We start from the raw sequence: 24,334 nt of genomic DNA, 5'->3' as shown, positions 1-24,334 counted from the left end.
TTGCTATGAGCTACGAAAATATTCTCGTTGAAGTGCGTGGGCCGGTTGCTGTCGTTACTCTGAACCGTCCTAAAGTTTTGAATGCGCTCAATGCTGCAAGCCTGGGCGAGCTGGATATGGCTATTGCCGAGCTTGCTGCGAACGATGCTGTTCGCGCGATTCTTCTTACTGGCGCGGGGGAAAAAGCTTTCGCTGCCGGAGCAGACATTCAGGAACTTGCCAAGGTAAATGCGGTCGAAGGGCAGGAGCTGGCGCTGCGCGGACAACGGATCTTCGACCGCATTGAGAACTGCGGCAAGCCGGTGATTGCCTGCGTGAATGGCTTCGCGCTAGGCGGTGGATGCGAGCTGGCGATGGCCTGCACCCTTCGCATCGCGAGCGAGGCGGCGAAGTTCGGACAGCCTGAAGTGAAGCTGGGATTGATTCCGGGCTATGGCGGGTCGCAGCGGCTTCCTCGTTTGATTGGGAAAGGCGCGGCACTCAAACTTATTCTTACGGGCGAGATCATTTCTGCGTCCGAGGCATTGCGACTGGGGCTGGTGGAGGAAGTGGTTGCTCCGGACCAACTGCTTGTGCGCGCGGAGCAGATTGCGCAGGCAATTGCGGCGGTTGCTCCTGTTGCGGTTGAGAAGTCGATTGCTGCGGTGCATGCGGGGTATGATTTGCCACTGCGACAGGCGCTCGATCTTGAGGCTTCTCTGTTTGGGCTGTGCTGCGCTACCGAAGATAAGGTTGAGGGGACTCGGGCTTTTCTTGATAAGCGGGTGGCGGTCTGGAAGGGTAAGTAGTTTTATCCGTCTCAGCTTGTTGAGTGTCTTGCTTTCCCACCCTTTATCGTATTGAACGCGGCAAAAGGCCGGTCGTTGCTTTGCAACGATTCGCACGAGCGTTGCTCGTGCGGGTCCTTCGACTCCGCGTTGCTCCGCTCAGGATGACAGCCTTTTGTTGAAATCCTATTTTGGAGTGGCGCCGGAGATTCTCTTTACCAGGGATTCGTCCTCGGTTTTGTGCAGCTGGCTGGCTTTATCGAATTCGGCTTTGGCTTCTTCCTTTTTGCCCATCGCTGCGTAGAGGCGCGCCAGCCGCCAGTGTGCGTCGATCTGCGCGGGGTCCATCTGGATGGCTCGCTGAAGGTTTGCTACTGCTTCTTCGTTGCGATTCTGGTTGGCGTAGAGAATGCCTAGATCTACAAACGCAATGCGAGGAGCGCCGGGCTCTTTCGCGGCTTTTTCGAGCAGGCTCTGCGCCGCAGCATTGTTATTCTGCTTCATCTCTATGTCGCCGAGATAGGCCTGTGCCTGCGCGTGTCCGGGATCGTTCTGAAGCTCACGCTCGAATTCGGCTTTGGCTTCGTCATAGCGATGGGCCTTCCACAGGAGATAGCCAAGTCCGAAATACACGTTGGGCTCATTGGGGCCGGCCTTTGCTGCAGCTTGAAACTCCCGGATGGCGCTATCGCGGTCGGCCATTCCGTCGTAGGCTTCTCCGGCAAGCATGTCGGCCTGTGCTGATTCAGGGGCGAGCGCGATGATCTGCTTATATTGTTCCAGCACGCAGTCATAATGCGCAGACCACAGGCAGCTCTGTGCGAACGTTGTTCTTAGCTGGACATTGTCCGGCGCTTTTTCGACTGCAGCTTCGAGATAAGGCACTGCTTCGGCGTACCGGCCCGTTCCGTAGTAGCACATGCCGAGCAGGATTTTTGGCTGCATGTTGTCCGGCGTTTCTGCAGCTGCGGCTTTGAGCGGAGCGATGGCTTCGGAGAGCTTTTCCTGCTTGAAAAGCGCGAGGCCAAGGTTCAACTGGAGACCCGGTAGTTTCGTTTTCAGCGCAATGGACTTGCGATAGGCGGCGATGGCCTGGTCGTAACTGTTTTCGTGTGCGAGCACGAGCCCGAGATGGGCATAGGCGGTTCCGTCCTGCGGATTATGCTCGATGACCTGCCGCCAGCTTGTCTCGGCATCCTTCCATTGACCCTGCTGCTCGAATGCCAGGGCCTGCTGTGTTGTCTGAGTCTGTGCATGGAGCATCTCTCCGCCGATGCTAAAAAGCAGGGCGGCGAGAAATGCAAATCGTAAGGCCTTTATCAGCACACTCAACAGTCAACCACGGCCTTTCACAAAAAGAAAACGCAGTGGAGTGTTTGCTCCACTGCGCGAGGGAGGCATTACTGCTGCTAGAAGAGGAACTTGGCGCCGAACTGCCAGGTGCGTGGATCGTAAGTGGAGGTCACCTGTCCGAAGTTCTTGTCCGTGAACCCGCTGTCGATGCCGTTGAACTCGGTGTGATTGAAGGTGTTATAGGACTCGGCACGAAGCTGGAACCGTGGGCCTTCGCCGGAGGTGATGCGGAATTCCTTGAAGAGGCTGAGATTCCAGTTAAAGAGGCCGGGGCCTACGACTGCATCCTTGCGGGCAGTTCCGAAGCCCTGGTTAGCTCCTCCAGCCCACGGAGCGGTGGGCGCAGCGAAGGCTGCAGTATTGAACCATGCGCTCTGCTTTTTAGGATAGTTTCTATTGCCTGGATTGAAGTTGGGACGGTTGGTGGTGCCACCGCCGAGACCCAGCGTATCCGCTCCGGAGTAGGTGACGTTGACCGGGTTTCCAGCTTGCGCCGTGGTGATGCCGGAGAGCTGCCAGCCACCCAGCATGCTTCGCGCAAAGCCATTCGGCGAATGCAGGAAGAACGGCAGGTTATAGATGTAGTTGGCGCTGAAGACGTGCCGGCGGTCAATGGTGCCTGAACCGCGGTCGTATTCCTGATTAAACGGATTGGAGAGCGAGCCGCCGGAGCCCTGCTGGTTGGTGGAAGTAAGGTCGCCGCTCTGAATGTCGATCTCATGCGACCAGGTATAGGCGAGCTGGAGCGTCACGCCGTGTTTGTTCTCCATGCGCAGGGCGGACTGGAGCGAGTGATAGCTGCTGTTGGTTGCGTTCTCGATCTGGGTGATGCTGCCGAAGCCCTGATACTGCCGGTAGAGGTTTGCATTGGCGCCTCCGGAGACCGCCTGCCTGTGGGTCAGATCATTGAGCGGCAGCGTATTGATGGCGCGCTCGTCGTTCTGATCCCAGGCTGTCATGCCGACGTACTGGACCGTGAAGATGGTTGAAGGCGCGAGTTCATGCTGCACGCCCAGGCTGAACTGTGTGGTGCCCGGAGGCGGATAGTTATACGCAAGATTGGTAAGGTTTCCGGGGAAGAACGGTGCTGTTGAGGTCTGTCCGGTAAGCGAGCTGGTGTTCGGATTTGAGAAGTAGACTGAGTTGACGCTGGGCTGATACGCAAACGGCGGATTTGTATCGGTGCCGTAAATATCATTGCCCTGTACGCGCTCAAAGAACATGCCAAAGCCGCCGCGAATGACGGTCTTGCCGTTTCCGGAGACATCATAGGCGAAGCCGATACGCGGCTGGATGGTGTTGTAGACGTTCTTGACCAGACCGCGGGGAAAACCATTCACGCCTGCCAGCTGCACGCCGTTGAGATAGAACGGAACGGGAGCTCCGGCGGGCTGGCTGAAACCAGGACCGTTGGGATTCAATGATCCTGTGCTGGGATCGGGCGACTGTGCGTTGGCCATGCTGAAATCAGCCGGAACGAAGTTCGAAGTCCGGTTGTTCTTTTCATAGACGTGCGGCAGTATGTCATACCGGACGCCTAGATTCAGCGTAAGGCCTGGGAGAGCGTGCCAGTTGTCCTGCGCATAGATCGAATAGGTATTGTTCAGCCAGTGGAAGATAGACTGCTCTTGCAGCTGCTGATAGCTGCTGGCAAAGCCGAGCAGGAAGTTGGCGTAAGCGTCCATGGAGAATGCCGACTGATTGAAGGTGTAGTCGCCTTCCGTATCGGCCTGCTGCTCCTGGTTCTTATCGTTGCGCATGTAGCCGAAGCCGAAGCGCAGGGAGTGCGCTCCTTTGGTCAGCGAAAGATCATCGCGAAGCTGGTAGTTCAGGTATGAGTTGCGCCATGGCCAGTAAAGAGCCGTCCAGGTGGTGTTGGGCGCGCCGGAGAATTGAATCTGAGGCAGACGATTGAGCGCGTTATTGCCGCTGAAGATGCCGACCGCGCTCCAGCCCTGAGGCTGTTGATAAATGCCTGCCGGAGTGATGTTGATGGTGTTTCCATTTACGTTCAGCGAAGTTTCATTGAGCAGAGTAGGGGAAAGAGTCTGCGTGAGCTTGACGACTGTTCCCCACGATGGATTCTTGAAGACGTTGCCCACGGTGTAGTAGCTGTCGCCACTCCACATGGTGGGGAAGATGGTCTGCGACATCTGGTCGTGGACCCAGTGGCCCATCAGCTGATATTTCTCGTTAAAGTGGTGGTCGATGCGTACTACGTCTTCGCGCACATCGGTCGGCTGCTTGGGTGATGAGATGACCTGGTTGCCGTTGTAATTCGGCTTGGGGATGGCTCCGGTGCCCATGAAGAGAATTGCGTTGGGGTCCAGGAGATTGGCGGGGATGGTGTATACGCCGTTGTTACTGTTAAACGGCTGGCCCGCAACCAGGCCGTCCGCGGCATAGGCAGCAAGCTTGGCAGGATCCTGAGTCTGCGGAACAATCAATGGATTTCCACTGAGCGGCGTGTACTGCAAATCCTGACCGGCTGTAGGGAAAGATTCGGCCGGAATGGTATTGACCACCGCGGGGTTGGCTCCCTGGATGAACTTGCGCCATTCTTCGTTGACGAAGAAGAAGGTCTTGTTCTTGAAGATCGGGCCGCCGATGTTTCCTCCGAAAATATTCAGGCGTAGTTCAGGCTTGGGCTGGTTCGCCTGCTTCGAGAAGTAGTGCGCGGCATCGAAGGCGTCGTTGCGGTTGAACTCCCACAGGCTGCCATGGAATTTGTTTGATCCGGCTTTGATCGCCATCGAAACTGTGCCGCCCGAAGCGATGCCGTAATCAGGGCTGTAGTTGCTGCTGAGAACCTGGAACTCAGCCAGAGCGTCGGGGCTGATGGCCACGTCCAGCTTGCCGCCGCTGCCGCGGTCATAGACTTCTCCGCCGTCGATCAGCCAGTTGTTGTGGTCATAGCGCATGCCGTTGAAATTGATCTCGGCGCTGCTGCCTTGTGCGGTGACACCGTTGAATGACGGCAGTGTGTTGGTCACGCCGGTGCCGAGAGTCGTCAGCGACATGACATTGCGGCCATTGGTTGAGAGCTGGAGGACCTGTTCACCGGTGATCAGCGAGCTGACTTCATTTGTCTCTGCCTGCACCTGCAGCGCGTTGGCCTGCACAGTAACTGTCTGCGCGGCTGCTCCTACTTCGAGCTGCACATCGGAGCGCAGCGTCTGCGCGACGTTCACGACGATTCCGGATTTTGTGTAGTTTCTGAATCCCGGCGCGGTGACGGTGAGATTGTAGACGCCGTGATTGAGTCCGGGAAGGTCGTAGAGCCCGGTGCCGCTGGTAACAGTCGAGCGGGCTGCGCCGGTCGCCGTATCTGTAACTGTTACGGTTACACCCGGGACTGCCGCTCCTGAAGCATCGGTGACCGTACCGGCAATTTCTGCGTTCTCCTGTGCGCTGGCCGTAAGCAACGCGCAAAGAGCAAAGACACTAAGAGCTATGAGATGCCTCAAGCTTCTCATCCCCACGCCTCCTTCCAGAAAACCCTCCCGGCAGCTTTTTTCGCGTCTATTTCTTTCTATGTTTCAGCTAACTGCCAAGAAATACCGGGTCTACTATCTGGCGAGTTTTCGCCAGTAGTAAATGGTTTTATTTATTACCGTCGGACATTAAGCACGAGCGCAATTTCAGTTGTCAAGAATATTTTTGAAGTAACGACAAGAGGAGCTTCTAAGCAATTAACCTGGCTGTTGCTTTAATGAAATCTTTTTTCCAGAGGAATTTTCCGGATATACAAAATCGCTTATTTGTCAGAGCGCGTTGCAGTCATCCTGAATGGGGACGGCATCCGTCACACTTTTATCTATAAAAATTTAACTGCCTTGTGGATCGCGGACTTGATATCCTTTATAGGAGTGAAGATTCGCCTTTCTATCACACCCCGCGTACTTATTCCTGCTCTGGGTGTTTCTCTTCTGACCAGCGGGTGCGCGCAGAAACCTGCTGCGTCGAATACAGCTGTCGTCGAGGCCCGGGAACAGGCAACTACCGTTACAAAAAAGGTCAACACAGCAAGGCAGTCGCTTGAGGAGATTCCGCCGCCGGCAAAGAGCCGCTACATGGCCATTCATACTGCGGAGAGCTGGGGCAATCCGTTCCTGGTGGTAAGCGGCGAGAACCTGACGCTGCGCATTCTCTACCCCGACCTGACGCACAGCAATGCCCTTCCCAGCGCCATGCTGAAACCGGCCGGGGCCCGGCGGCAGGAACTGGTCATCCGGCTCTCTGATCTGCCCGACGCACTGGGCGCGCTGCCTGTGGAAGAGTGGCCTTACGGCCGCGTAGTCGCTGTGGAGGAAGATCCGGCAGAGACGCGCGCCAACCGTCTGCAGGTGCGCAGAAACGTGGAAACAACCATGCAGGTGCTGAACAATCTTGGCGTGGTGATCTATGAATGGCCTGCGCCGAACCTTGTCCGTTAACTACGCACTTTGTTCGTTAACGGCTCTTAGACAAGCGTGAGAATCGTTCCCGGGCGGCGAAGACTGCGTCCCTGGGCTTTCAAAGAAGTATGAACGACGGTGAGCTTTTCGCGGTCGAGAATCTTGCGGCGCTGGCCGCGCGCGTGGTTTGCCCATGGGCCGATGGGATCGAGCTTGAGATAGGCCGTCCAATGGTGGAGGGCTTTGCGGCGCTGGCCGGTGCGCTCAAAGGCAAGCGCGAGGTTGTAATGCGCGTCGGCATAGGTGGGCACGATGCGAATGGCTGTGCTGTAAGCCTCGATGGCTTCCGGCAACTGCTTCAACTCGTCGAGCACATTCCCGAGATCGAAGTATGCCAGAGCATAGTCCGGATCAGCATGCGTGGCCTGGCGATAGAGCTGCTCGGCTTCCTGAAACTCGCGCTGATTGTAGAAGATTGTGCCGAGATTGATACACGATGGAGCGTGCCGCGGATCAATATCAAGAATCTCCTGATAAAGCTTGACGGCCTCGCCTAACTTGCCTGACTCTTCGCAGCCTACCGCCTCAAGAAACAGACCGCTGGTTCTCGCGTCGCGCTGTGCCGGGGTGAGCGCGACGGAGCCAACACTTGCCGGCGTCCGGTTGCCATCGCTATCGAAATCAAAGACAAACTGGCGCGCGATTGGCTCCATGGCGGAGCCGGAATGGCGGAAGATCAGCCGGGTGCCGCGACGCGCTGTTCCTGCCTCAAGCAGTGGATTCGTCATTCCTGAAACCGAGCGCATGGCCGTGACAGATGCGCGAATGCTGGCGGCAGAAAGCCGTGTGGCGCGCAGATCACGCAATTTACGCAGCTGCACCATGTCTTGAAAAGTATAGGAATCGGCGGGAATCATGAGCCCGCTGCGCTCCCATCCGCGCAGTTGCCTGGGATGGATGCGCAGAATGCGCAGCACGTCCTGACGGCTGTATCGGGTCACAGTGAGGCCTTGTTTACTCCCTTGGGCAGAACACACCCTGTCTCTTGAGCAGATTATGCGCATCCGCAGATGAACACACAAGGGGCTGTATGTGAAAATCCGTGGATAAAGAGGTACTGAATTCGGTTCCTGGCTTATTTCTGTGGAAGTCTGGGCGGTGGGCCCGAAGGGCGTATCTCTGGACGAGCAGTCCTGGAGCCGACGACCGGACTTGAACCGGTGACCTGCCGATTACGAATCGGCTGCTCTACCAACTGAGCTACGTCGGCCTTGCTTTTTGAATTTTATCGTAAAGGTGCGCGTGCGTATACTACGTGAACAGCGCTCAGGAAAAGACTTCTGCTCAGTTGTCATCTTCGTTGCGTGCAAATAACTGTAGATCAGTCGCGCTTTTTGTCATTGTGTCCTGGTGATCGAACTTCTCTCTTTGCGGTTGAAGCAGCGAATAAAAAAGTTGAGCCAAAAATCAATACATCTAAGCGCCATGAATGCTGTGAGGCGGCTTGAACAAGCGATCAAAGATGAAGAAAGCCGCCCGGCAACAGGGCGGCTTTCTTCGTTTAGGGAGAATAGTTCCAACGGAGGCAAAGCCATCAGAACTTTCTGGCGAAATACTATGGGTGCGCCGGAGGGGTGTCAAGGCAAAATCCCCAAAGGTGTAAACAATTAAAAATCAATCAATTACGAGAGCAATTTTTGGCGGACAGAAGAAACCAAACATTCGTCTTTTATTCGCCAAACAGGACGGGATAAACAGCAAATTATTTATTTTGTGTCAGTTGCATACGGATGCACTATATTTTGTGCATTTTTCAGATGCCTGCCTCGAATACCGCTATTTGAGTTTGAGGCTGATGAACTGCTCATCGTTTAAAGATGAAGGCGGTTTGCCGCGCAGACGACGCACCAGAATGCGCCCTCCACCGAAGAAGAAGCCGAGGATGATGGCTGCGCCTCCGAGGACTCCTGTAAGCGCGGCGATGCCCAGTATGAGCCTTGCGGTCTTCGATGCTTCGCTGACGTAGCCTTGCGGATGATCCCACGTCACATTCGCGCTGTAGTTGACCGCGTCGAGAAGCTTATGCGCTTCGTTGACGGAGAAGTTTCCGCTGGTGACGGCGACGATGGGTCCGCTGCGACGAACCAGCAGGCTTACAGGCGAACTTTCCGCGAGTGATTGCGGCCACGCTGCCTGCGGCGTGTTGCCTGCCTTCAGCAATTCCTGAAATGCCCTCTCGCGGTTGATGGCAATCTGCGGCGTGGGATACATGAACAGCGTAAGCGTGCCGCCACCGTTCGCAGAAGAATAGCCCGCGGTTACGGCTTCCGCATCGCGATCGAATCCAACGATTGCGGATGGCAGCGCACCGCCGCCGCGGCTGTATGATTCTGTACCGAGAGCATAGCGGATGCTCAATGCATCGAGCGCCGCTGCAGGAAGATATTTCGGCAGTGTAGGCACAATGCCGCTGGTGCCTGCAGGCTGCGGCAGGTCGCCGGCGAGCTCACGCAATTGTGCTGCGGACATCGCTGTGAGGTGATCGAAGGTCGCGTCCACCAGCGTCGCGCCTGCCCAGAAGAGCACGTGCGTTCCATCGAAGGCTCCTTCCTTGCCGATGTCCTCTTTCTGCATGCCGGGGCGGCGGTAGAAGGTGAATGCGCCGTAGGCTCCGGTGGCGTCCTGAAAACGGATGGCGCGGACGTTCAGCTTGTTGTCCGGCTGCGTGTACGTCACAGCGGAGAATTGTGCGAATCCGTACTCGCGCAGCACGGGAGCGTTTGCCTGGTCGGCGGCTTCCGGAGTAGTGCTTTGCTGCCCCGCCCCTGATTGATGCCATCCGGCGAAGTCGGCAGGAAGCAGCGGCGGCTGTGCGGGCGCAACCGGAGCCTTGAACGCATAAAGCGATGTGGAAACAGCGGCGAAGAACGCGATGGAATACAAACGGCGCAGCATAATGCCTGATTCTGAGACTACCACCGCAGGCCCCGGTTATGCAGCGACAGGCTTAATTGCCGGTGGAGCGGGAGTTGCCCTGCGCGATGCGCACTCCGCTGAGGCTGCTGACATAGCGCGCGACGCCGCTATAGAGAGATTCGGCAATGCGCTGGCGGTAGTCGGACTCGCGCAACTCATGCGCGTCGTCAGGATTGGTGAGGAAGGAAATCTCGGCGAGAATCGACGGCATGTTCGCGCCGATAAGCACAACAAAGGGAGCTTTCTTGACGCCACGGTCTTTCAGTCCGGCGTTGCCGTTTTCGAGTCCGGAGTAGAGGCTCTGCTGCACGTCGGATGCAAATTCGCGCGACTCGCTGATCTTGTCCTGAAGCGCGATCTTCTTTACGAGATCTGAGAGCTGATGGATGGATTGATCGGAGACGGCGTTTTCACGCGCGGCCACTTCGAGCGCGTCGGCGGATGTGGTGAAGTTCAGGTAGTAGGTCTCCACTCCACGCGCGGAAGCGTCGGAGCTTGAGTTTGCGTGGACGGAGATAAACAGGTCGGCCTGGGCTTTGTTGGCAATGGCTGTGCGCGTTTCTAACGGGATGAAGGTGTCATCGTCGCGCGTGTAGATAACATCCGCGCCGAGCCGCTGCTTCAGAAGCTTGCCCAAGCGAAGGGCCACATCGAGAACAATATCTTTTTCCTGAATGCCTCCGGGGCCGAGCGTGCCGGAGTCATGGCCGCCGTGTCCTGCGTCGACGACGATACGGCCGATCTTCAGGCCAAGAGCGCGCACCATCGAGCGCTCGCCTGCTGCGGTAGGCTGCGCTTCGTGAACCGGCGGCGCTGCTGCGCTTGCTACAGACGTTTGCGGGGAAGGCTTGCCGTTCTTCTTTGCCGGGACTGGCCGCGGGGGCTGAACGACGTCATCATCATCAGAATCATCGTCCTCCTGCTTTGTGCCGGCCACGGATTGAACCACCGGCGCGGTAGTCGGACGCCGGGTGGCTTTCACGCGGTTGGGCTGGCGGTCGAGTGTGGCGATATCTCTGAGAGAGTCGGGGGCTGAATTACCGGCTACCTCGGGCAGCTGTGCCGTTGCGGTTTGTGGCTGCGGTTGTGGCGGCGTGGGAGCCGGTTGCGTCACCGCAGGTTTTCTGCGAACGGCAGTCTGCGTAGTGGATGATGTGTTCGCAGTTGCCGCAGCCGGAGGAGGCACAGGCTGGGCGGGGGGCTGCGCTGCGGCAATCGTGGGCGCAGGCTGCGTCCCCGGTTTTCTGCCATGCACATCAATAATCAGGCGCCAGGGGTTAGGCAGCAGAAACGCGGAATACTCGCTTACGTCGCTCACATCGAGCACGATGCGGGTTACGTCATTCGAGAACTGCGCGGCGCGGACACGCTTCAGGAACCCATCGTCGGTGACTTCGACTGATTTGCCTACGAGCTCCGGCGCAAGCTTCGATCCATGTAGATCAAAGAAGATACGATCAGGCCCGGGGACGCGCGATGCCTCGTACTGCACTTCGTCCTGCAGGTCGATGGCGACGCGCGTATAGACCGGCGTTGACCAGTGGCGAATGCCGGTCACCAGCGGCATCTTGCCTTTGCGCGGCGGCGGAGGCGCATTCATTGCAGCCTCGCTCAGCTTTGGCTGATCGACGGCAGGCGCCTGGGCAGATGTTACAGCGGACATCTCAGCAGATGTTGTCGGTGGTTCGTTCTGAGGCCTGGTCTTCTGCGGAGGCGGCACTGCTTGAGGAACAGTCTCGGCCTGGTTCTGCGCGGTTGCCCTCGGAACAGCAACGGGAGGCGGCAGAGTACGGACGGGCGCTGAAGACTTTGCCTGCACAGCAGGAGCAGGCGCGCGCTGCCCCGGCCGCTTACCGCGTTTTTCGGCAACTTCTTCCTTACGGATATTGCCGAGCTCCTGGCGTGCTTCATCTGCCAGCGGACTTGTTGGATAGAGCTTGAGGAATTGCTCGAAGGTCGACTTTGCAGTGTCGCGATCTTCAAGGTCGCGGTGGTAGATTTCGCCTTCCGTCAGCAGCGCGCTGTAGCGATAGCGGCTGGCCGGATACTGCTTCCGCAGAAATTCATACTGCCCGATGGCGTCGTGCAGAGATTTTTCATCCTGAAAGATGCGTCCCTGCTCGGCCAGCAGGTCAGCCACAGCGAGAATGCTGGCATCGGCCTTCGGCGATGCTGGATTGCCGTGATAGATCGCGCGATAGGTATCGATGATGCGTTCGTAATCACGACGCGTGCGCTGCTGCTCGGGACGGCCTTCCAATGCCTCGCGCATCCGTTGCGCTTTTTCAAAAGGAGAGAGCGCCGAGTGCTGTGCTGCAAATGCCGGGGAAAAGAACAGAAAGAGCTGAAGGGCTCCTGCGCTGATGCGCAGGAGCAGCGTGCGTCCTCCGGTGCGGTAAGGATGCGGCATAAGCAAATTCAGAGGCACACGCCAGAGACATCTTGATTATAGGTGGGCGGATGAGAGCAGGCAACGGAGGAAACTCGAAATTAACAGGAGGAAACCCGGATGGAAACCGGAATGAAACGTTAAAGCAATTCCAGAAATTCTTCGACTGTCATTCCTGAAGCGCGAATCAGTGCTCGTAAAGTACCTGTAGAGAGTTCCTTATGCTGGGGGACAGATAAATTTACACGCATACCAGACTTCGTGAGAACGCAGTGACTGCCTACTTGTCCTATTAACTGCCAGCCAGCACGTTGGAAAGCTTTTACCGCTTCCTTTCCCGAGATGTTGCCGAGCCTGCTCATGCACTGATGTTAGTGCAGGCGAGTAGCACATCATATGTATGGAATGGTGCCTATTGTGTGGAAAACAGGGTCAATATGTGCAAAGAAGTCACTACGCTAAACCGCAACAACAATTGGCATCTGCTCCTCGGAGATGGAGCTCAGCGCCTTTTGATCTTCGGCCCACATCCATGCTGTGATTGCCTCACGGATATTTTCGAGAGCTTCTCGCTCGTCGCGTCCTTGAGAGATACATCCGGGCAGAGCGGGGCATTCGGCAACAATCCAGCCGTCTTCTGCTTTTTCAAGGGTGACATGAAACATCATCTGAGAGCTCCAAATAACTACTGCGTCAGTCTAGCACTGACGCAGTAAGTTTGATGCATCTGCCTTGCCGAAGTTACTGAGTCAGCTCCCCAACAACCTGAGGAGCGCTCTTTAAAGCAGCATCGAGCTGGCTTGCATCTTTGCCGCCAGCTTCAGCCATGTCTGGACGTCCGCCGCCTGATCCGCCGACGAGCTTTGCGATCTGACCGACGAGTTTTCCTGCCTGCACTTTTCCGGTGAGGTCTTTGGTTACGCCTACGATCAGCGCGACCTTGCCTTCTTCCTGCGCCGAGCCGAGCACCACCACTCCGGAGCCAAGCTTCTGGCGCAGGTTGTCCACGAGCGTTCGCATCTGTCCGCGGTCGAGAGAATCGACGCGCTGCGCGAGCACTTTGATTCCCTTCACTTCGACTGCCTGCTCCGCAGCGTTTGAGACTGCTGAGGCCGCTGACTTCATGCGTATCTGCTCGAGCTCGCGGCGAAGTTTTTTGAGCTCTTCATCCTGAGCTGTGAGTTTCTGCTTCAGCGCGTCGGCGGGCGTGAGTTCCGCACTCGGCGAAAGCTGGGACGCGAGTTGTGCTACGGCGAAATCGCGGCGGAATTCGTTGAGCGCGCCGAATCCGGTAACTGCTTCCACGCGGCGCACGCCTGATGAGACGCTGCCCTCGCCGAGCAGCTTGACGACGCCGATCTCGCCGGTTGCGCCGGTATGCGTGCCGCCGCAGAGCTCGGTCGAGAAGTCGCCGATTTTGACCACGCGGACTTTTTCGCCATATTTTTCACCGAAGAGCGCCATGGCGTGGTACTCGTTGATGGCGACGTCGATGGGAACATCTTCGAGCGTCTCGACGCGCGTGTTCTGGAGCACTTCTTTATTAATAAGGTCTTCGATGTCCTGCAGCTCTTCGTCGGCGATGGAGGTGAAGTGCGAGAAGTCGAAGCGCAGGCGGTTGGGCTCAACCAGCGATCCGGCCTGCTTCACATGCGTGCCCAGGACTTCGCGGAGCGCGGCGTGCAGCAGGTGCGTGCCGGTGTGGTTGCGTCGTACTGCGGCGCGGAAATTGCTGTCGACGACCGAGTCCACCTTGTCGCCCAGCTTGAGAGACTGGCGCAGAATCGCCTTGTGCGAGAAGACTCCCTGGACGGGCTTGGTGCATCCACTCACATCGGCGACGATGGAGTTGTGATCGTCGGAATAGAGCCAGCCGGTATCGCCGATCTGTCCGCCGGAGTCGGCGTAGAAGCTGGTGTGATCTAGCACGACTTCGACTGCGTCTCCGGGATTCGCAGTTTGAACGCCCTGTCCATCCTTAATGATGGCGAGCACTTCTGCCCCTTCGACTTTCAGCTGGCGGTAGCCTTCAAAGTCGGTCTTCGGCAGCTCGCGGTAGACCGGGCTCGCGGATTGCTTTGCTCCGCCTTTCCATGATGCGCGGGCGCGGGCTTGCTCTTCGGCGCGGGCTTTCTCAAAACCTTCGAGATCGAAATGAATGCCGGCATCGCGCGCGGCATCCATCATAAAGTCGAGCGCTAAGCCGTAGGTTTCGTAGAGATGGAAAGCTTCTGCGCCAGAGAACACAGATTGTTTCTTAGAGACAGGCCGTTGTATCACTGGCTCAGTTTCTTCGTTTTCAATATCTGTGGCTCTTATCAGTTCAGTAGCCTTTCCAATTTGCAAAATCCTAGGCGGCTCGTAAGGGATGGAGCGAGCACTTGCAAACTCCATTTGCAGCTTTTCTGAGCCAACGCTCAATACCCGTGCAAACTGTCGCTCCTCTGCCTCAATCACCTTCGCGACCCGATCCGCGCTTTCTTTCAGCTCCGGATATGCATCCTGCATCTCATCGCGGACGGCGTAGACCATATCGCGCATGAAAGGTTTTTCCTGCCCGAGCAGGCGACCGTGACGAATGCCGCGGCGAAGAATCTTGCGCAGCACATAGCCGCGGCCCTCGTTGGCAGGGAGCACTCCGTCAGAAATCAGGAATGTCGCCGCGCGCGCATGGTCGGCGATGATGCGGAGCGAGGCATTACCGGTCAGGTCTGGATTGCCCTCAGGGGCTAAAGCCCCATCTGTTGGCAAGGACTTTTCGGCACGACTGAAGTCGTGCCCCTTCAAAGAATTGACATTTGAGGCATCACCAATGGTCAGTTCCCAAGCGCGCCGGATCAAAGGTGTAAACAAATCCGTTTCGAAGTTTGAAATCTTACCCTGCAGCACAGCGGCGGTGCGCTCAAGGCCCATGCCGGTATCGATCGATGGCTTGGGCAGCAGGTTCAGCTCGCCCTGTGCGTTGCGGTCGAACTGCATGAAAACGAGGTTCCAGATTTCGACATAGCGCGATTCGTCCTGGCCGAAGGGCTTGTCTTCTCCAGTTTCTGAAGCCCCGATACCCATGTCGTAGAAAATCTCCGAGCAGGGGCCGCAGGGGCCGGTGTCGCCCATCTGCCAGAAATTATCCTTGCTGCCGTATTCGTGGATGCGGTCGGCGGGGACTCCCTGGGCAAGCCAGAGGTTGTAGGCTTCCTCGTCGCGCGGGACGCCATTCTCGCCCTTGAAGATGGTGACGTAGAGACGGTCTTTGGGGATGCCGAACCACTCGGGCGAGGTAACCAGCTCCCAGGCATAGGCGATGGCGTCTTTCTTGAAGTAGTCGCCAAAGCTGAAGTTGCCCAGCATCTCGAAGAAGGTATGGTGACGGCGGGTGAAGCCTACGTTTTCAAGATCGTTATGCTTGCCGCCGGCACGCACACATTTCTGTGACGTTGTTGCGCGTGAATAATCGCGGTGTTCCAGTCCGAGAAAAACGTCTTTGAACTGGTTCATGCCAGCGTTGGTGAAGAGCAGAGTGGGGTCATTGGCAGGAACCAGGGAAGACGAATGCACGCGGCGGTGCCCCTTCGTCTCAAAAAAACGCAGGAACATCTCTCGTATTTCAGAACCGGACAGGGATTGCATATGTACTCAGTCTAGCAACTGACCGTTGCAGGCGGACGGCAACTGGCCATTGCGGGCGGGCGCGGCTTCGCCGCCTTTCGCCGTGGCGCTTGTGGCCTATCCACCTATGCAAGAATGATCGTAATCAAATGCCTAAAACCCGATAAATCGTTGGGAAATCAACTCTAAATCATCCTTATAAATTCCTTTTATCGCCCTTACCGTCTGCTTATCCCTCTCTTTCTACTCTGGATTGTTTGCGGCTGAGCAAGCGTACGCTGGCTTGTGTCTGCAAACACATTTGAGTGAGGACATCATGCTCAGCAATACAAGAATGAAAATCCATGCTGCTATGACCGCCTGTATATTGATTTGTCTGACGGCGCTGCCTTTACCTGCACAAACTGCAGCCAGTCAGGACGACAATTCCGGCGGCTCAAACAATTCCACGAATGCGGCCATCTTGCAGGAGCTGGAAGCGATGCGCACGCGCATTCAGGAACTGGAAGCTCAGTTAAAGGCCCAGTCCAGCATGAAAAGCAATGCCATGTCTGCTGACGCAGCCACGCAGTTGCAGATTTCACGGCAGAACCTGCTGGCTTCGAGTGCCACGCCTGCGGCTGCGACAACAACACCAGTGGTGAAGGCAGCCGCAGAAAGCAGTGTTTCTGCAACCAAAACTCCGCCCACAAAAAGCGAGCCCTTCGCCTTTGCTGACTTCACCTGGCTGAATGGAAATCCGCGCACCAAAGAGCCGGCCTTTGATTCGAAATTCTTCACGCCGGAAATTCGTGCCGATGTGGACTACACTTATGACTTTCGCCATCCGAAGGATGACACGATTGGCGGATCGAGCGAAATCTTCCGCGCGAACGAGGTCCAGCTGACACAGATGGGCGTTGGCGGGGACTTCCATTACGACAATGTGCGCGCCCGCGTCATGACACAGTTCGGCATGTACTCGACGACTACGCCGCGCAATGACGCGAGCTATTCGCGCGGCAACTGGGACCTGGCGGATGCCTATCGTTATGTTTCAGAGGCGTATGGCGGTTACCACTTCAATGCACTGCATGGAATCAATGTAGACGCGGGTATTTTCATGTCGTATGTAGGGCTCTTCAGCTACTACAACTTCGACAACTGGGCCTATCAGCCGTCGTATGTGTCGTCAAATACGCCGTGGTTCTTTACCGGCGTGCGCACGCAGATTTTTCTTTCCGACAAGCTGAAGATTGAGCCGTGGTTTGTGAATGGATGGCAGTCGTATGGACGGTTCAACAATCGCCCCGGCATCGGCGGCCAGATTCTGTGGCGCCCGAATGGCAAGCTGTCGATCCTTGGCAACCAGTACGCTCTTGGCGAAGATGCGCTGAATACACCGGGCCGCGTTCGCTATCACACCGACGACAGCATTCAATACAAATACTATGACGATCCAACTTCGCGGCACATCAGCAAGGCGGCCTTCTCGCTCACGGGTGACATGGGCTGCGAGCATGGCGGCGGTGTAAGCTGCGCAGGCACTTCAGCCAAAGGGCCAAAGCAGAGCTTTCTCGGCTTCATGCTTTATAACCGCCTGTGGTTCGATAAAGACCTGTTCGGGCTGACTCTCGGCGGAGGAAAGATCAACAATCCGGGCCGTTATCTGGTGCTGCTGCCTCCCATCAATGGAGCGACAGCTACATCGGGAACACCGTATTTCACAGAGAATCCGGGCGACAAGTTCAAGGCGTGGGACGCTTCGGCAACTTTCGACTACATGCCGAGCCAGTACTTTACCTGGCGGCTGGAGTACAACCATCGCGCGGCCAATGTGCCTTACTTCTCCGGACCCGGCGGCATTACGCCTCCCGGAGGCAACACTGGCACTCCCGGTTCGCTGGTGCCGGGCTGGGCGCCAGATCTGCGCAACAGCGAAAACCGCATCACCGGGGCCTTCCTCGTAAAGTTCTGATGTGATGGCAAAGGCTGGAGTCGTGGCTTCAGCCTTTGCTCTTCGATTACTCGGCGCGGTCATCGTCTGCGTCGATCGAGTCGAGCGCGGACAACGTCTCGTCATCCACTTCCCACTTCTTGAGAATCTTGAAGATGACTCCAGTCGAGAAGCCTGCGCGCACCAGCATTCGCATGACGCGCGCGGCTTCTTTTTCGTTTGCCGGTTTTGAAATTCGCTTGCGCGCAAGATGCTGGCGTGCAAGCTCTTCTTCGTTGATGTTCTCGTAAGCCGCATCGAGCGTGTTGGCGATCACGTTTGCATGCACGCCTTTTTGGATCAGGTCCTGACGCACGCGGCGCTTGCCGAAACTGGAATTTTCCTGGCGCAGACGGGCGTACTCTGACGCGAAATTCGTATCGTTGAGATAGCGCTGCTCTTTTAAGCGCGCGATGACGGCGTCGATCTTCGCCTCGCCCCTGTCGCCTTCCTCGACGCGGTTGCGCATCAGCCGCTTCAGCTCTGCGACCGTGCGCATGCGGCGGCCCAGCGCGCCGATGGCGTATTCATAGAGAGCAGCTTCATTGAGCAGCTGTTTTTTCCTGGGTGCATGGCCGAATGGCATACTATCCCAATAGTAGCGGCAGGAATGAATTTCTCGCCCCTTTCGCCCGGTAACGCGTCTATCCTAATAAATGGAGCAGATTTCCCATGGATTGCGCACACCTTCCCGTTCGCCGCGTACTCGTATCTGGACTGCTGATGGCCGGCCTTCTTGCCGGAAAAACCGTGCTGGCACAGGTGTCCTACACCGCGATGCCCTTAGATCAGGGCTTTGGGCAGCTTGATACTTCGCAGCCGTCGGTGCCGGTGCAGCAGGTCATCGACAACTTCACTGCCAAGGAGTCGGAGTTTCGCGCCGCGATGGGGAATTACACCTACGAGCGCAGCGTGAAAGTGGAGACGGTCGATGATGACGGCAAAACTGACGGCCAGTATTACCAGGTGACCGATATTACTTTCGACCCGACCGGCAGGCGCTATGAAAAGGTTGTCCTGGCACCGGCAAGCAGCCTGCAGCGCATCATGATGAGCCCGGCCGATTTTCAGGACATCGAGCAGCGGCTGCCCTTTGTGCTCACAAAAGAAGACGCCAACCAATACAACCTCACATACATTGGTAAGCAGAAGATTGATGATGTCGACACGTACGCTTTTGACGTAAAGCCCAAGACCATTGAGAAGAACAAGCGCTATTTTCAGGGCCGCATCTGGGTCGACCAGAAGGACCTGCAGATTGTTGTAACGAACGGCAAGAACGTGCCGGACGACACGCGCAAGGGCCACGAAGACCTTTCGCCGCCCTTCACTACCTATCGCGAGCAGGTCGACGGCAAATACTGGTTCCCGGTCTATACGCGCGGCGAAGGCGTGCTTCACTTCTCCGGCGGCAGCGGATACCTGAGCCAGGATGTGCATATCCGCGAAACCGTGAAGTATGCGAATTACAAGCGCTTCGGCTCGTCGGTCAAGATCACGTTTGACGGGCAGGACATCGGCAACGGTTCCGGCAATCAGCAGCAACCGCAATCCCAGCCACAGCCTTCGTCGAAGCCGCAATAGATTGCTTCGCTATTCGACGGATGCATCAAATGTGCCGGTCTCGACTATATTTCCGTGCTTCATCTGCACGAAGATGCGGTAGTCGCCGGGCTTGGGGAAACCGTAAGGAAAGCTGACGGTATTCGACACAGCCTCGCTGCCGCTCATGTCCATTCCGGGCATGTCGGCCATCGCCTGCTGGCTGCCGGGGTTTTGCGACTGCGCCATCATCAGAGCGGTCATCGACACCGTGCCTGATGGATGGATATGCGCAAAGACCGTGCCGTCGGTCTTGACGAAGGCTGCGTGTCCGGCCATGCCCATATAGAGCGACATGTCCTTCACCGGCTGGCCCTGCGGGTCCAGCAATGCGAAGGTGAAGTCTTCCGGCGTGTTTGCTTTCAGCGCTGCGGGACGCTTCCAGGTCATTGTGTATCCGTCGGGAAGCTTGTAGGTGGTGCTGTTTTCTGTGCCGGGAGCGGTTGCGGTGCCGCTTGAATCATCTCCGGCGAGAGCGCGTCCGTGGACATCCGGCAGCGTGATGGTTGTGACGGGTGTTTCCGGAAAGCCGTTTGCATGGACGACATCGGCATAAAGGTGATACGTGCCTGCAGGCATGGTGGGCAGCGTGAGTTGAAAATTCCCTGTGCCGGTCTGGTCGGGATGCAGGTGGAAAACCACGTCCATGGCAGGCCAGCGGATGGCATACAAATGCATGAGGTGGTTGTGGTCTAGCACGAAATCATCGAGCTTGCGGGCATGCAGCCATCCGGGATCGGTGAGCTTGAGATCGAGAACATTTCCCGGCTGCAAGGTCGCATTCATCGTGAGCGGCTTGTATACATATGCGGAATAGTCGGCTGCTTCGGCCTTCCACCACCTGCCTCCGAGCACAACGGCGGACACGAGCAGCGCAAATGTAACCGTCATGGCTACATAAGCGCGCTTCCTTCGTATGGCCGGAACCGTTTCTCCGGGAGGCAGCTGGGCTTCACGCGCTGCCGCGCCGACTACGCCAATCATGCCCAGGACGAGAATTATGCCCAGAACTGCGAGCAGAATCCCCAGGCCCTGCTGCATGGTGCGCGTGCCCATGGCTGTTGCGGGAACCGGCACGGAGAATACGCCTTGCCCCTGGCTCCCGTTGACGACGAAGCGCACCTGCCATGATCCGGTAGCCATGATCCACAGGTGTCCGGTGAAGAATTGCGCATCCTTTGACGGCTTTGTCATCGTATCCGGCACAGGCGGATGCTTCGAGGCGTCGCCGGTGAGAGCCAGGGGCGTGATGGTGATCCTGTTCACATCAGGAGCGCTGGTGCGGACTTCGATCTCGGCTACTCCGGGGATTACCAACGGAGGGCGCACGACTACGAAAAGCTTATACGGCCCTGCTGTACCTTCGACATAGACATCCGGGCTACCAACATGAGCATGCGCGGGCAGAGCAAAGAGCAGGACAACAAAACAACCGAACCACAATTTCCACTTCGTCATCTATCGCTGTACCTTTCGCATCCACTTGCCCAGAGCGATTCCGATCAGGGTGCTCACTGCGGCGTAGACCATGGCGACAGCCAATCCCTTCCATAGAACAAGACCGCGCTCGGGATTGAGGAACTGGCGCAATGCTTCATGCGACCATGATGGCGTTCCGTAATCGAGGTACCCTGCGCCGAAGAAGCGGTTCTTTGCGGCATCGCTCATAAGAAAGCCGGCAAACGGCCATTCGGCGGCAACAAACGAGAGCACATAGAGCGGTCCGGCGATGAGCGCGATCAGCCACGGCTTCCACGCTTGTGTGCGCTGCAGCAACACATCCATGAAGAAGGCTGGAACAATCAGCAAGAGCGGGAACGCCGGCGGAATGAACTGGTGCACCGGCTGATAAACGGGGCCGAGTTTCGGCTCGGCGGGAAAGAGCGGCAGAATCAGGATCAGGCCGATCAGGAAGAGCGTGTAGAAGGCGGTCATCAGAGTGGCAGACCAGCGGTGGCGTGAGCACTCCCAGAACATGGCGAGGTATGTGGGCACGCCGATCGCGGCTGCAATGTAGGCGCCTGAAGTGTGCAGCCGGGTGTCCCAGGTGTACTCCATGCGGAAGAACATGGTGAGCACCATCATCAGTCCGCCGAGATAGAGGAGCAGCCACTGCAGTTTGTTAAAGAGCTCGCCGTTGGCGCGATTCATAGCCGCAGCTATGAGGAAGAAGGAACCGATGTCCACGGCAAAGATGCCGATCATCAGCAACGTGTGCGGCGGGCTGATGATCTTTACATCGAGCCCATAGGCGTTGTGCCACCAGTTGTCGAAGGGCGCGGAGGTGAGCATGGCCACTCCTCCCCAGGCGGCAAGGAAGGCTCCGAGCGGCGCGCGGAACCCGAAAACGTTGACGGACGATGCCACGAATTCAGGCTGGCGGCGGAAAGTCGTGTTCAGAATGAGATAGCCGCAGCAGATTCCGGCGAGCACGCCGCAGGCATAGATGGCCATGTGCGCCGGCGTCCAGAATGTGTCGCGGCCGATGGAACGGTGCCAGGAGACGTCCCAGTGCGCGCCGATGGTCACCGAGGTGACGGCCAGCGCGGCACACCAGAGGTACCAGGGAATACCTGCGCTGCGCGTGTTTGCATAGGCAAGCGCCGGGTTTGCGGTCGTTGTCGCCATATTTCGCTCTCCCCGGTTTCAGAATACGCCGCAGGTCGTGGAATTGCCGTCAAATTTGCATGGAACCCTGGGACACCTTCTCCCCCTATATAGCGGAGACAATTCGTAGGAATTGGCCTTCATTGGTTGCATTCACTCGATGTGCATCCCGTCGGCCTTTGGCCGACCTCCCACGAGCTCTTCGATCTACGCAGGGCAGGCTCTTTCTGCTCGGGGGGGTCCTTCGACTTCCCCCTTCACTCCGTTCAGGGTTCGCTCAGGATGACAGCTTTGTGGCAGCGTTTCTTCTGCTCCATCTGCTTCCGGGTTGACAAAACTAAACTGAACCGTTCAGTATTGTGATTACCATCGGAGAATTTCCAAATGATCCGCGCCCAGAACCTGGTTAAGACCTTTGGCGACTTTACTGCTGTCAAGGGCATCTCCTTTGAAGTGCAGCAGGGAGAAATTTTCGCCTTCCTCGGGCCTAACGGCGCAGGCAAGACGACCACCATCAAGATGCTGACGACGCTGCTCAAGCCCACCGGCGGAACCATTGAGCTCGACGGGCTCGATCCGCAGCACAAACAGAAGGAAGCGCGGCAGAGATTCGGCATCGTCTTTCAGGACCCGAGCCTCGACGGCGAGCAGACCGCCTACGAAAACATGGAGCTGCACGGTGTGCTCTATCACGTGCCGCGCAAGGTGCGCACGGAGCGCATTGAAAGCCTGCTCAAGCTCTTCGAACTGTGGGACCGCCGCAATGATTATGTGAAACTGTTTTCCGGCGGCATGAAGCGGCGCCTGGAAATTGCGCGCGGCTTTCTGCACACGCCGAAAATCCTGTTCCTCGACGAGCCGACGCTGGGGCTTGATCCGCAGAGCCGCAACCAGCTGTGGACGCATGTGAAGCGGCTGAATGAAACCGAGCGCACGACGGTTTTTCTAACGACGCATTACATGGATGAGGCCGACCGCGTCGCCCATCGCATTGCCATCATGGACCACGGCCAACTGATTGCCCAGGGCACGTCGGCAGAGCTGAAGGCGCAGACCGGCAGCGACTCGCTCGAAGGCGCTTTTCTCGCGCTTACCGGAGAATCGCTGCGTGACGAGAGCGCAAGCGCCGCCGACGGCCTGCGCCAGGCGGCAAGAATGTGGAGGAGATAGCATGAGCACGATTTACATCCTTTGGCTGCGCGAGCTCAAGCGCTATGTACGCTCGCGCGTGCAGATGGTGGCCTCGCTGGGCCAGCCCGTCCTTTACCTGCTGGCGCTGGGCTTTGGCTTCGGGCCGGTTTTTCAGCGCGCAGGCAACGGGAGCTACCTGCAGTTCATGGCGCCGGGCGTGATCGGCATGTCGGTGCTGTTTATGTGCGTGTTCTCGGGCATCTCGATTCTGTGGGACCGGCAGTTCGGCTTTCTGAAGGAAACGCTTGTAGCTCCCGTTTCGCGCATGCAGATCATGCTGGGGCGCACGCTGGGCTCGGCCACAGTGGCGATGATTCAGGGAGTGCTGGTCTTTATTGTTTGCCTGATTGTTGGCTTTCGCCCGCATAGCTGGATTGCTTTGCCGCAGGCAGCGGTGTTTGTTGCCCTGGTGGCGATTAATTTTGCCGCACTGGGCACGGCCTTCGGGTCGGTCATCAAGGACATGCAGGGCTTTCCTATTGTGATGAACTTTATGGTGATGCCCATGTTCTTTCTTTCAGGCGCACTTTATCCGCTTACGAACCTGCCCAAGGCGCTCACCGTCGTCACGCACATCGATCCGCTGAGCTACGGCATCGATGGACTGCGCGGCGCGCTGACCGGCGCGTGGCACTTCGGCTTTGCGCATGACGTCATAGTGCTCGTCTTCATCGCGGTCCTGTTTCTTTCTCTCGGTGCATATATGTTCTCGAAGATTCAACTGTAAGCAATGGCAAGAACAAGGAGCGCCGCCGCACATCACAAGGTACTGGAAGCCGCGTTGAAGCTGTTTGCCGAGCGCGGCATCGATGCGACCAGTATGGACGCAATCGCCGAGGCTTCGGGCGTGAGCAAGGCAACGATCTATAAACACTGGCGCGACAAAGACAAGCTGTGCCTGGAAGTACTGGTCTATCTGCATGGGCTGGATGAAGAGCAGCCTGTGTTTGATTCGGGCGACTTGCGCGCCGACCTGATTGCACAGTTGAATTATCAGCCCGCCGAGCACAGGCGCAGGATGAAGGAGCGGATCATGCCGCACCTCATTGCCTATTCGGCACGCAACCGGATCTTCAGACGGCAATGGCGGATGCGCGTTCTGGAGCGGTCGCGCACACAACTCAAGGAGATGCTGAAGCGCGGCGAGGAACAGGGCACGCTGACGAAAGGAATTGATCCGGATATTGCGGTTGCGCTGCTGATGGGACCTATGGTCTACCGGCACATTTTTATGAAACGCTTTGGCAGGAAGATTCCTGCTGATCTGGCAATGCATGTAGTGGATGCGTTTCTAGCAGCCTATGGAACTGGCCCCTTCGGTTTCACTCAGGGCAGCCGTCCAGGCACACGCGCTTCGCGGGACTAGCCGTCCAGGCACACGCGCTTCGCGGGACTAGCCGTCCAGGCACACGCGCTTCGCGGGACTAGCCGTCCAGGCACACGCGCTTCGCGGGACTAGCCGTCCGGGCAC

The 24,334-nt window shown here is 57.3% G+C and carries 18 protein-coding genes and 1 tRNA gene; 7 read left to right on the top strand and 12 right to left on the bottom strand.

Annotation, left to right across the window (positions count from 1 at the left end):
* Positions 1–5 precede the first annotated feature (5 nt).
* The gene (locus tag AC5S16_RS15360; RefSeq protein ID WP_493930968.1) at positions 6–788 is read left to right on the top strand and encodes an enoyl-CoA hydratase-related protein; all 783 of its coding nucleotides are present in this window, start codon (positions 6–8) and stop codon (positions 786–788) included.
* A 165-nt stretch (positions 789–953) separates the two neighbouring features.
* Here AC5S16_RS15360 and AC5S16_RS15355 read toward each other — a convergent pair whose 3' ends face one another.
* Entirely contained in the window at positions 954–2,030 is a 1,077-nt protein-coding gene (locus tag AC5S16_RS15355) for a tetratricopeptide repeat protein (RefSeq protein ID WP_493930967.1), read from the bottom strand.
* Between the two features lie 146 nt (positions 2,031–2,176).
* On the bottom strand, positions 2,177–5,596 hold the full coding sequence (locus AC5S16_RS15350; RefSeq protein WP_493930966.1) for a carboxypeptidase-like regulatory domain-containing protein: 3,420 nt from the start codon (positions 5,594–5,596) through the stop codon (positions 2,177–2,179).
* Positions 5,597–5,989: 393 nt separating this feature from the next.
* On the opposite strand from AC5S16_RS15350, the gene AC5S16_RS15345 reads away from it, so the two are divergent.
* Positions 5,990–6,556 (top strand): hypothetical protein, encoded by a 567-nt coding sequence (locus AC5S16_RS15345; protein WP_493930965.1) that lies wholly within the window; start codon positions 5,990–5,992, stop codon positions 6,554–6,556.
* A gap of 26 nt (positions 6,557–6,582) precedes the next feature.
* Here the strand turns inward: AC5S16_RS15345 and AC5S16_RS15340 are convergent, their stop codons facing one another.
* From AC5S16_RS15340 to alaS, 7 genes are all read right to left on the bottom strand, one after another.
* On the bottom strand, positions 6,583–7,518 hold the full coding sequence (locus AC5S16_RS15340; RefSeq protein ID WP_493930964.1) for a tetratricopeptide repeat protein: 936 nt from the start codon (positions 7,516–7,518) through the stop codon (positions 6,583–6,585).
* Between the two features lie 193 nt (positions 7,519–7,711).
* Positions 7,712–7,787: transfer RNA gene (locus AC5S16_RS15335), tRNA-Thr, on the bottom strand.
* A gap of 566 nt (positions 7,788–8,353) precedes the next feature.
* The gene (locus AC5S16_RS15330) at positions 8,354–9,472 is read right to left on the bottom strand and encodes a DUF6599 family protein (protein WP_493930963.1); all 1,119 of its coding nucleotides are present in this window, start codon (positions 9,470–9,472) and stop codon (positions 8,354–8,356) included.
* Positions 9,473–9,524: 52 nt separating this feature from the next.
* Positions 9,525–11,903, bottom strand: a complete 2,379-nt coding sequence (locus AC5S16_RS15325; protein ID WP_493930962.1) for an N-acetylmuramoyl-L-alanine amidase — start codon at positions 11,901–11,903, stop codon at positions 9,525–9,527.
* A 119-nt stretch (positions 11,904–12,022) separates the two neighbouring features.
* Complete coding sequence (locus tag AC5S16_RS15320) at positions 12,023–12,244, bottom strand: type II toxin-antitoxin system HicA family toxin (RefSeq protein ID WP_493930961.1); 222 nt, start codon at positions 12,242–12,244, stop codon at positions 12,023–12,025.
* Between the two features lie 96 nt (positions 12,245–12,340).
* Positions 12,341–12,550 carry a type II toxin-antitoxin system HicB family antitoxin gene (locus AC5S16_RS15315; RefSeq protein WP_493930960.1) on the bottom strand — a complete coding sequence of 70 codons (210 nt, stop codon included), beginning with the start codon at positions 12,548–12,550 and terminating at the stop codon, positions 12,341–12,343.
* 73 nt (positions 12,551–12,623) lie between these two features.
* The gene (alaS, locus tag AC5S16_RS15310) at positions 12,624–15,509 is read right to left on the bottom strand and encodes an alanine--tRNA ligase (RefSeq protein WP_493930959.1); all 2,886 of its coding nucleotides are present in this window, start codon (positions 15,507–15,509) and stop codon (positions 12,624–12,626) included.
* A 313-nt stretch (positions 15,510–15,822) separates the two neighbouring features.
* Between alaS and AC5S16_RS15305 the strand changes: the two genes are divergently transcribed.
* The gene (locus AC5S16_RS15305; protein ID WP_493930958.1) at positions 15,823–17,445 is read left to right on the top strand and encodes an outer membrane beta-barrel protein; all 1,623 of its coding nucleotides are present in this window, start codon (positions 15,823–15,825) and stop codon (positions 17,443–17,445) included.
* A gap of 46 nt (positions 17,446–17,491) precedes the next feature.
* On the opposite strand, the gene AC5S16_RS15300 is transcribed toward AC5S16_RS15305, so the two are convergent.
* On the bottom strand, positions 17,492–18,049 hold the full coding sequence (locus tag AC5S16_RS15300; protein ID WP_493930957.1) for a regulatory protein RecX: 558 nt from the start codon (positions 18,047–18,049) through the stop codon (positions 17,492–17,494).
* Positions 18,050–18,135: 86 nt separating this feature from the next.
* Between AC5S16_RS15300 and AC5S16_RS15295 the strand changes: the two genes are divergently transcribed.
* Positions 18,136–19,047 (top strand): LolA-like protein, encoded by a 912-nt coding sequence (locus AC5S16_RS15295; RefSeq protein ID WP_493930956.1) that lies wholly within the window; start codon positions 18,136–18,138, stop codon positions 19,045–19,047.
* Positions 19,048–19,056: 9 nt separating this feature from the next.
* Here AC5S16_RS15295 and AC5S16_RS15290 read toward each other — a convergent pair whose 3' ends face one another.
* Positions 19,057–20,523: a DUF8832 domain-containing protein gene (locus AC5S16_RS15290; protein WP_493930955.1), complete on the bottom strand. Its 1,467-nt coding sequence runs from the start codon at positions 20,521–20,523 to the stop codon at positions 19,057–19,059.
* Positions 20,524–21,693, bottom strand: coding sequence for a hypothetical protein (locus AC5S16_RS15285; protein ID WP_493930954.1), 1,170 nt, complete (start codon positions 21,691–21,693; stop codon positions 20,524–20,526).
* 363 nt (positions 21,694–22,056) lie between these two features.
* Here AC5S16_RS15285 and AC5S16_RS15280 point away from each other — a divergent pair, with 363 nt between their 5' ends.
* From AC5S16_RS15280 to AC5S16_RS15270, 3 genes are read left to right on the top strand one after another with little or no spacing between them, the layout of a single operon-like run.
* On the top strand, positions 22,057–22,842 hold the full coding sequence (locus AC5S16_RS15280; RefSeq protein WP_493930953.1) for an ABC transporter ATP-binding protein: 786 nt from the start codon (positions 22,057–22,059) through the stop codon (positions 22,840–22,842).
* Between the two features lies 1 nt (position 22,843).
* Positions 22,844–23,590, top strand: coding sequence for an ABC transporter permease (locus AC5S16_RS15275; protein ID WP_493930952.1), 747 nt, complete (start codon positions 22,844–22,846; stop codon positions 23,588–23,590).
* A 3-nt stretch (positions 23,591–23,593) separates the two neighbouring features.
* Positions 23,594–24,229 (top strand): TetR/AcrR family transcriptional regulator, encoded by a 636-nt coding sequence (locus AC5S16_RS15270; protein WP_493930951.1) that lies wholly within the window; start codon positions 23,594–23,596, stop codon positions 24,227–24,229.
* Positions 24,230–24,334: the final 105 nt, after the last annotated feature.

This window comes from Acidobacterium sp. FHG110202_01 (assembly GCF_059115305.1).
Note: the sequence above shows the minus strand (reverse complement) of the source record. Positions and strands in the feature narration are given on the sequence as shown.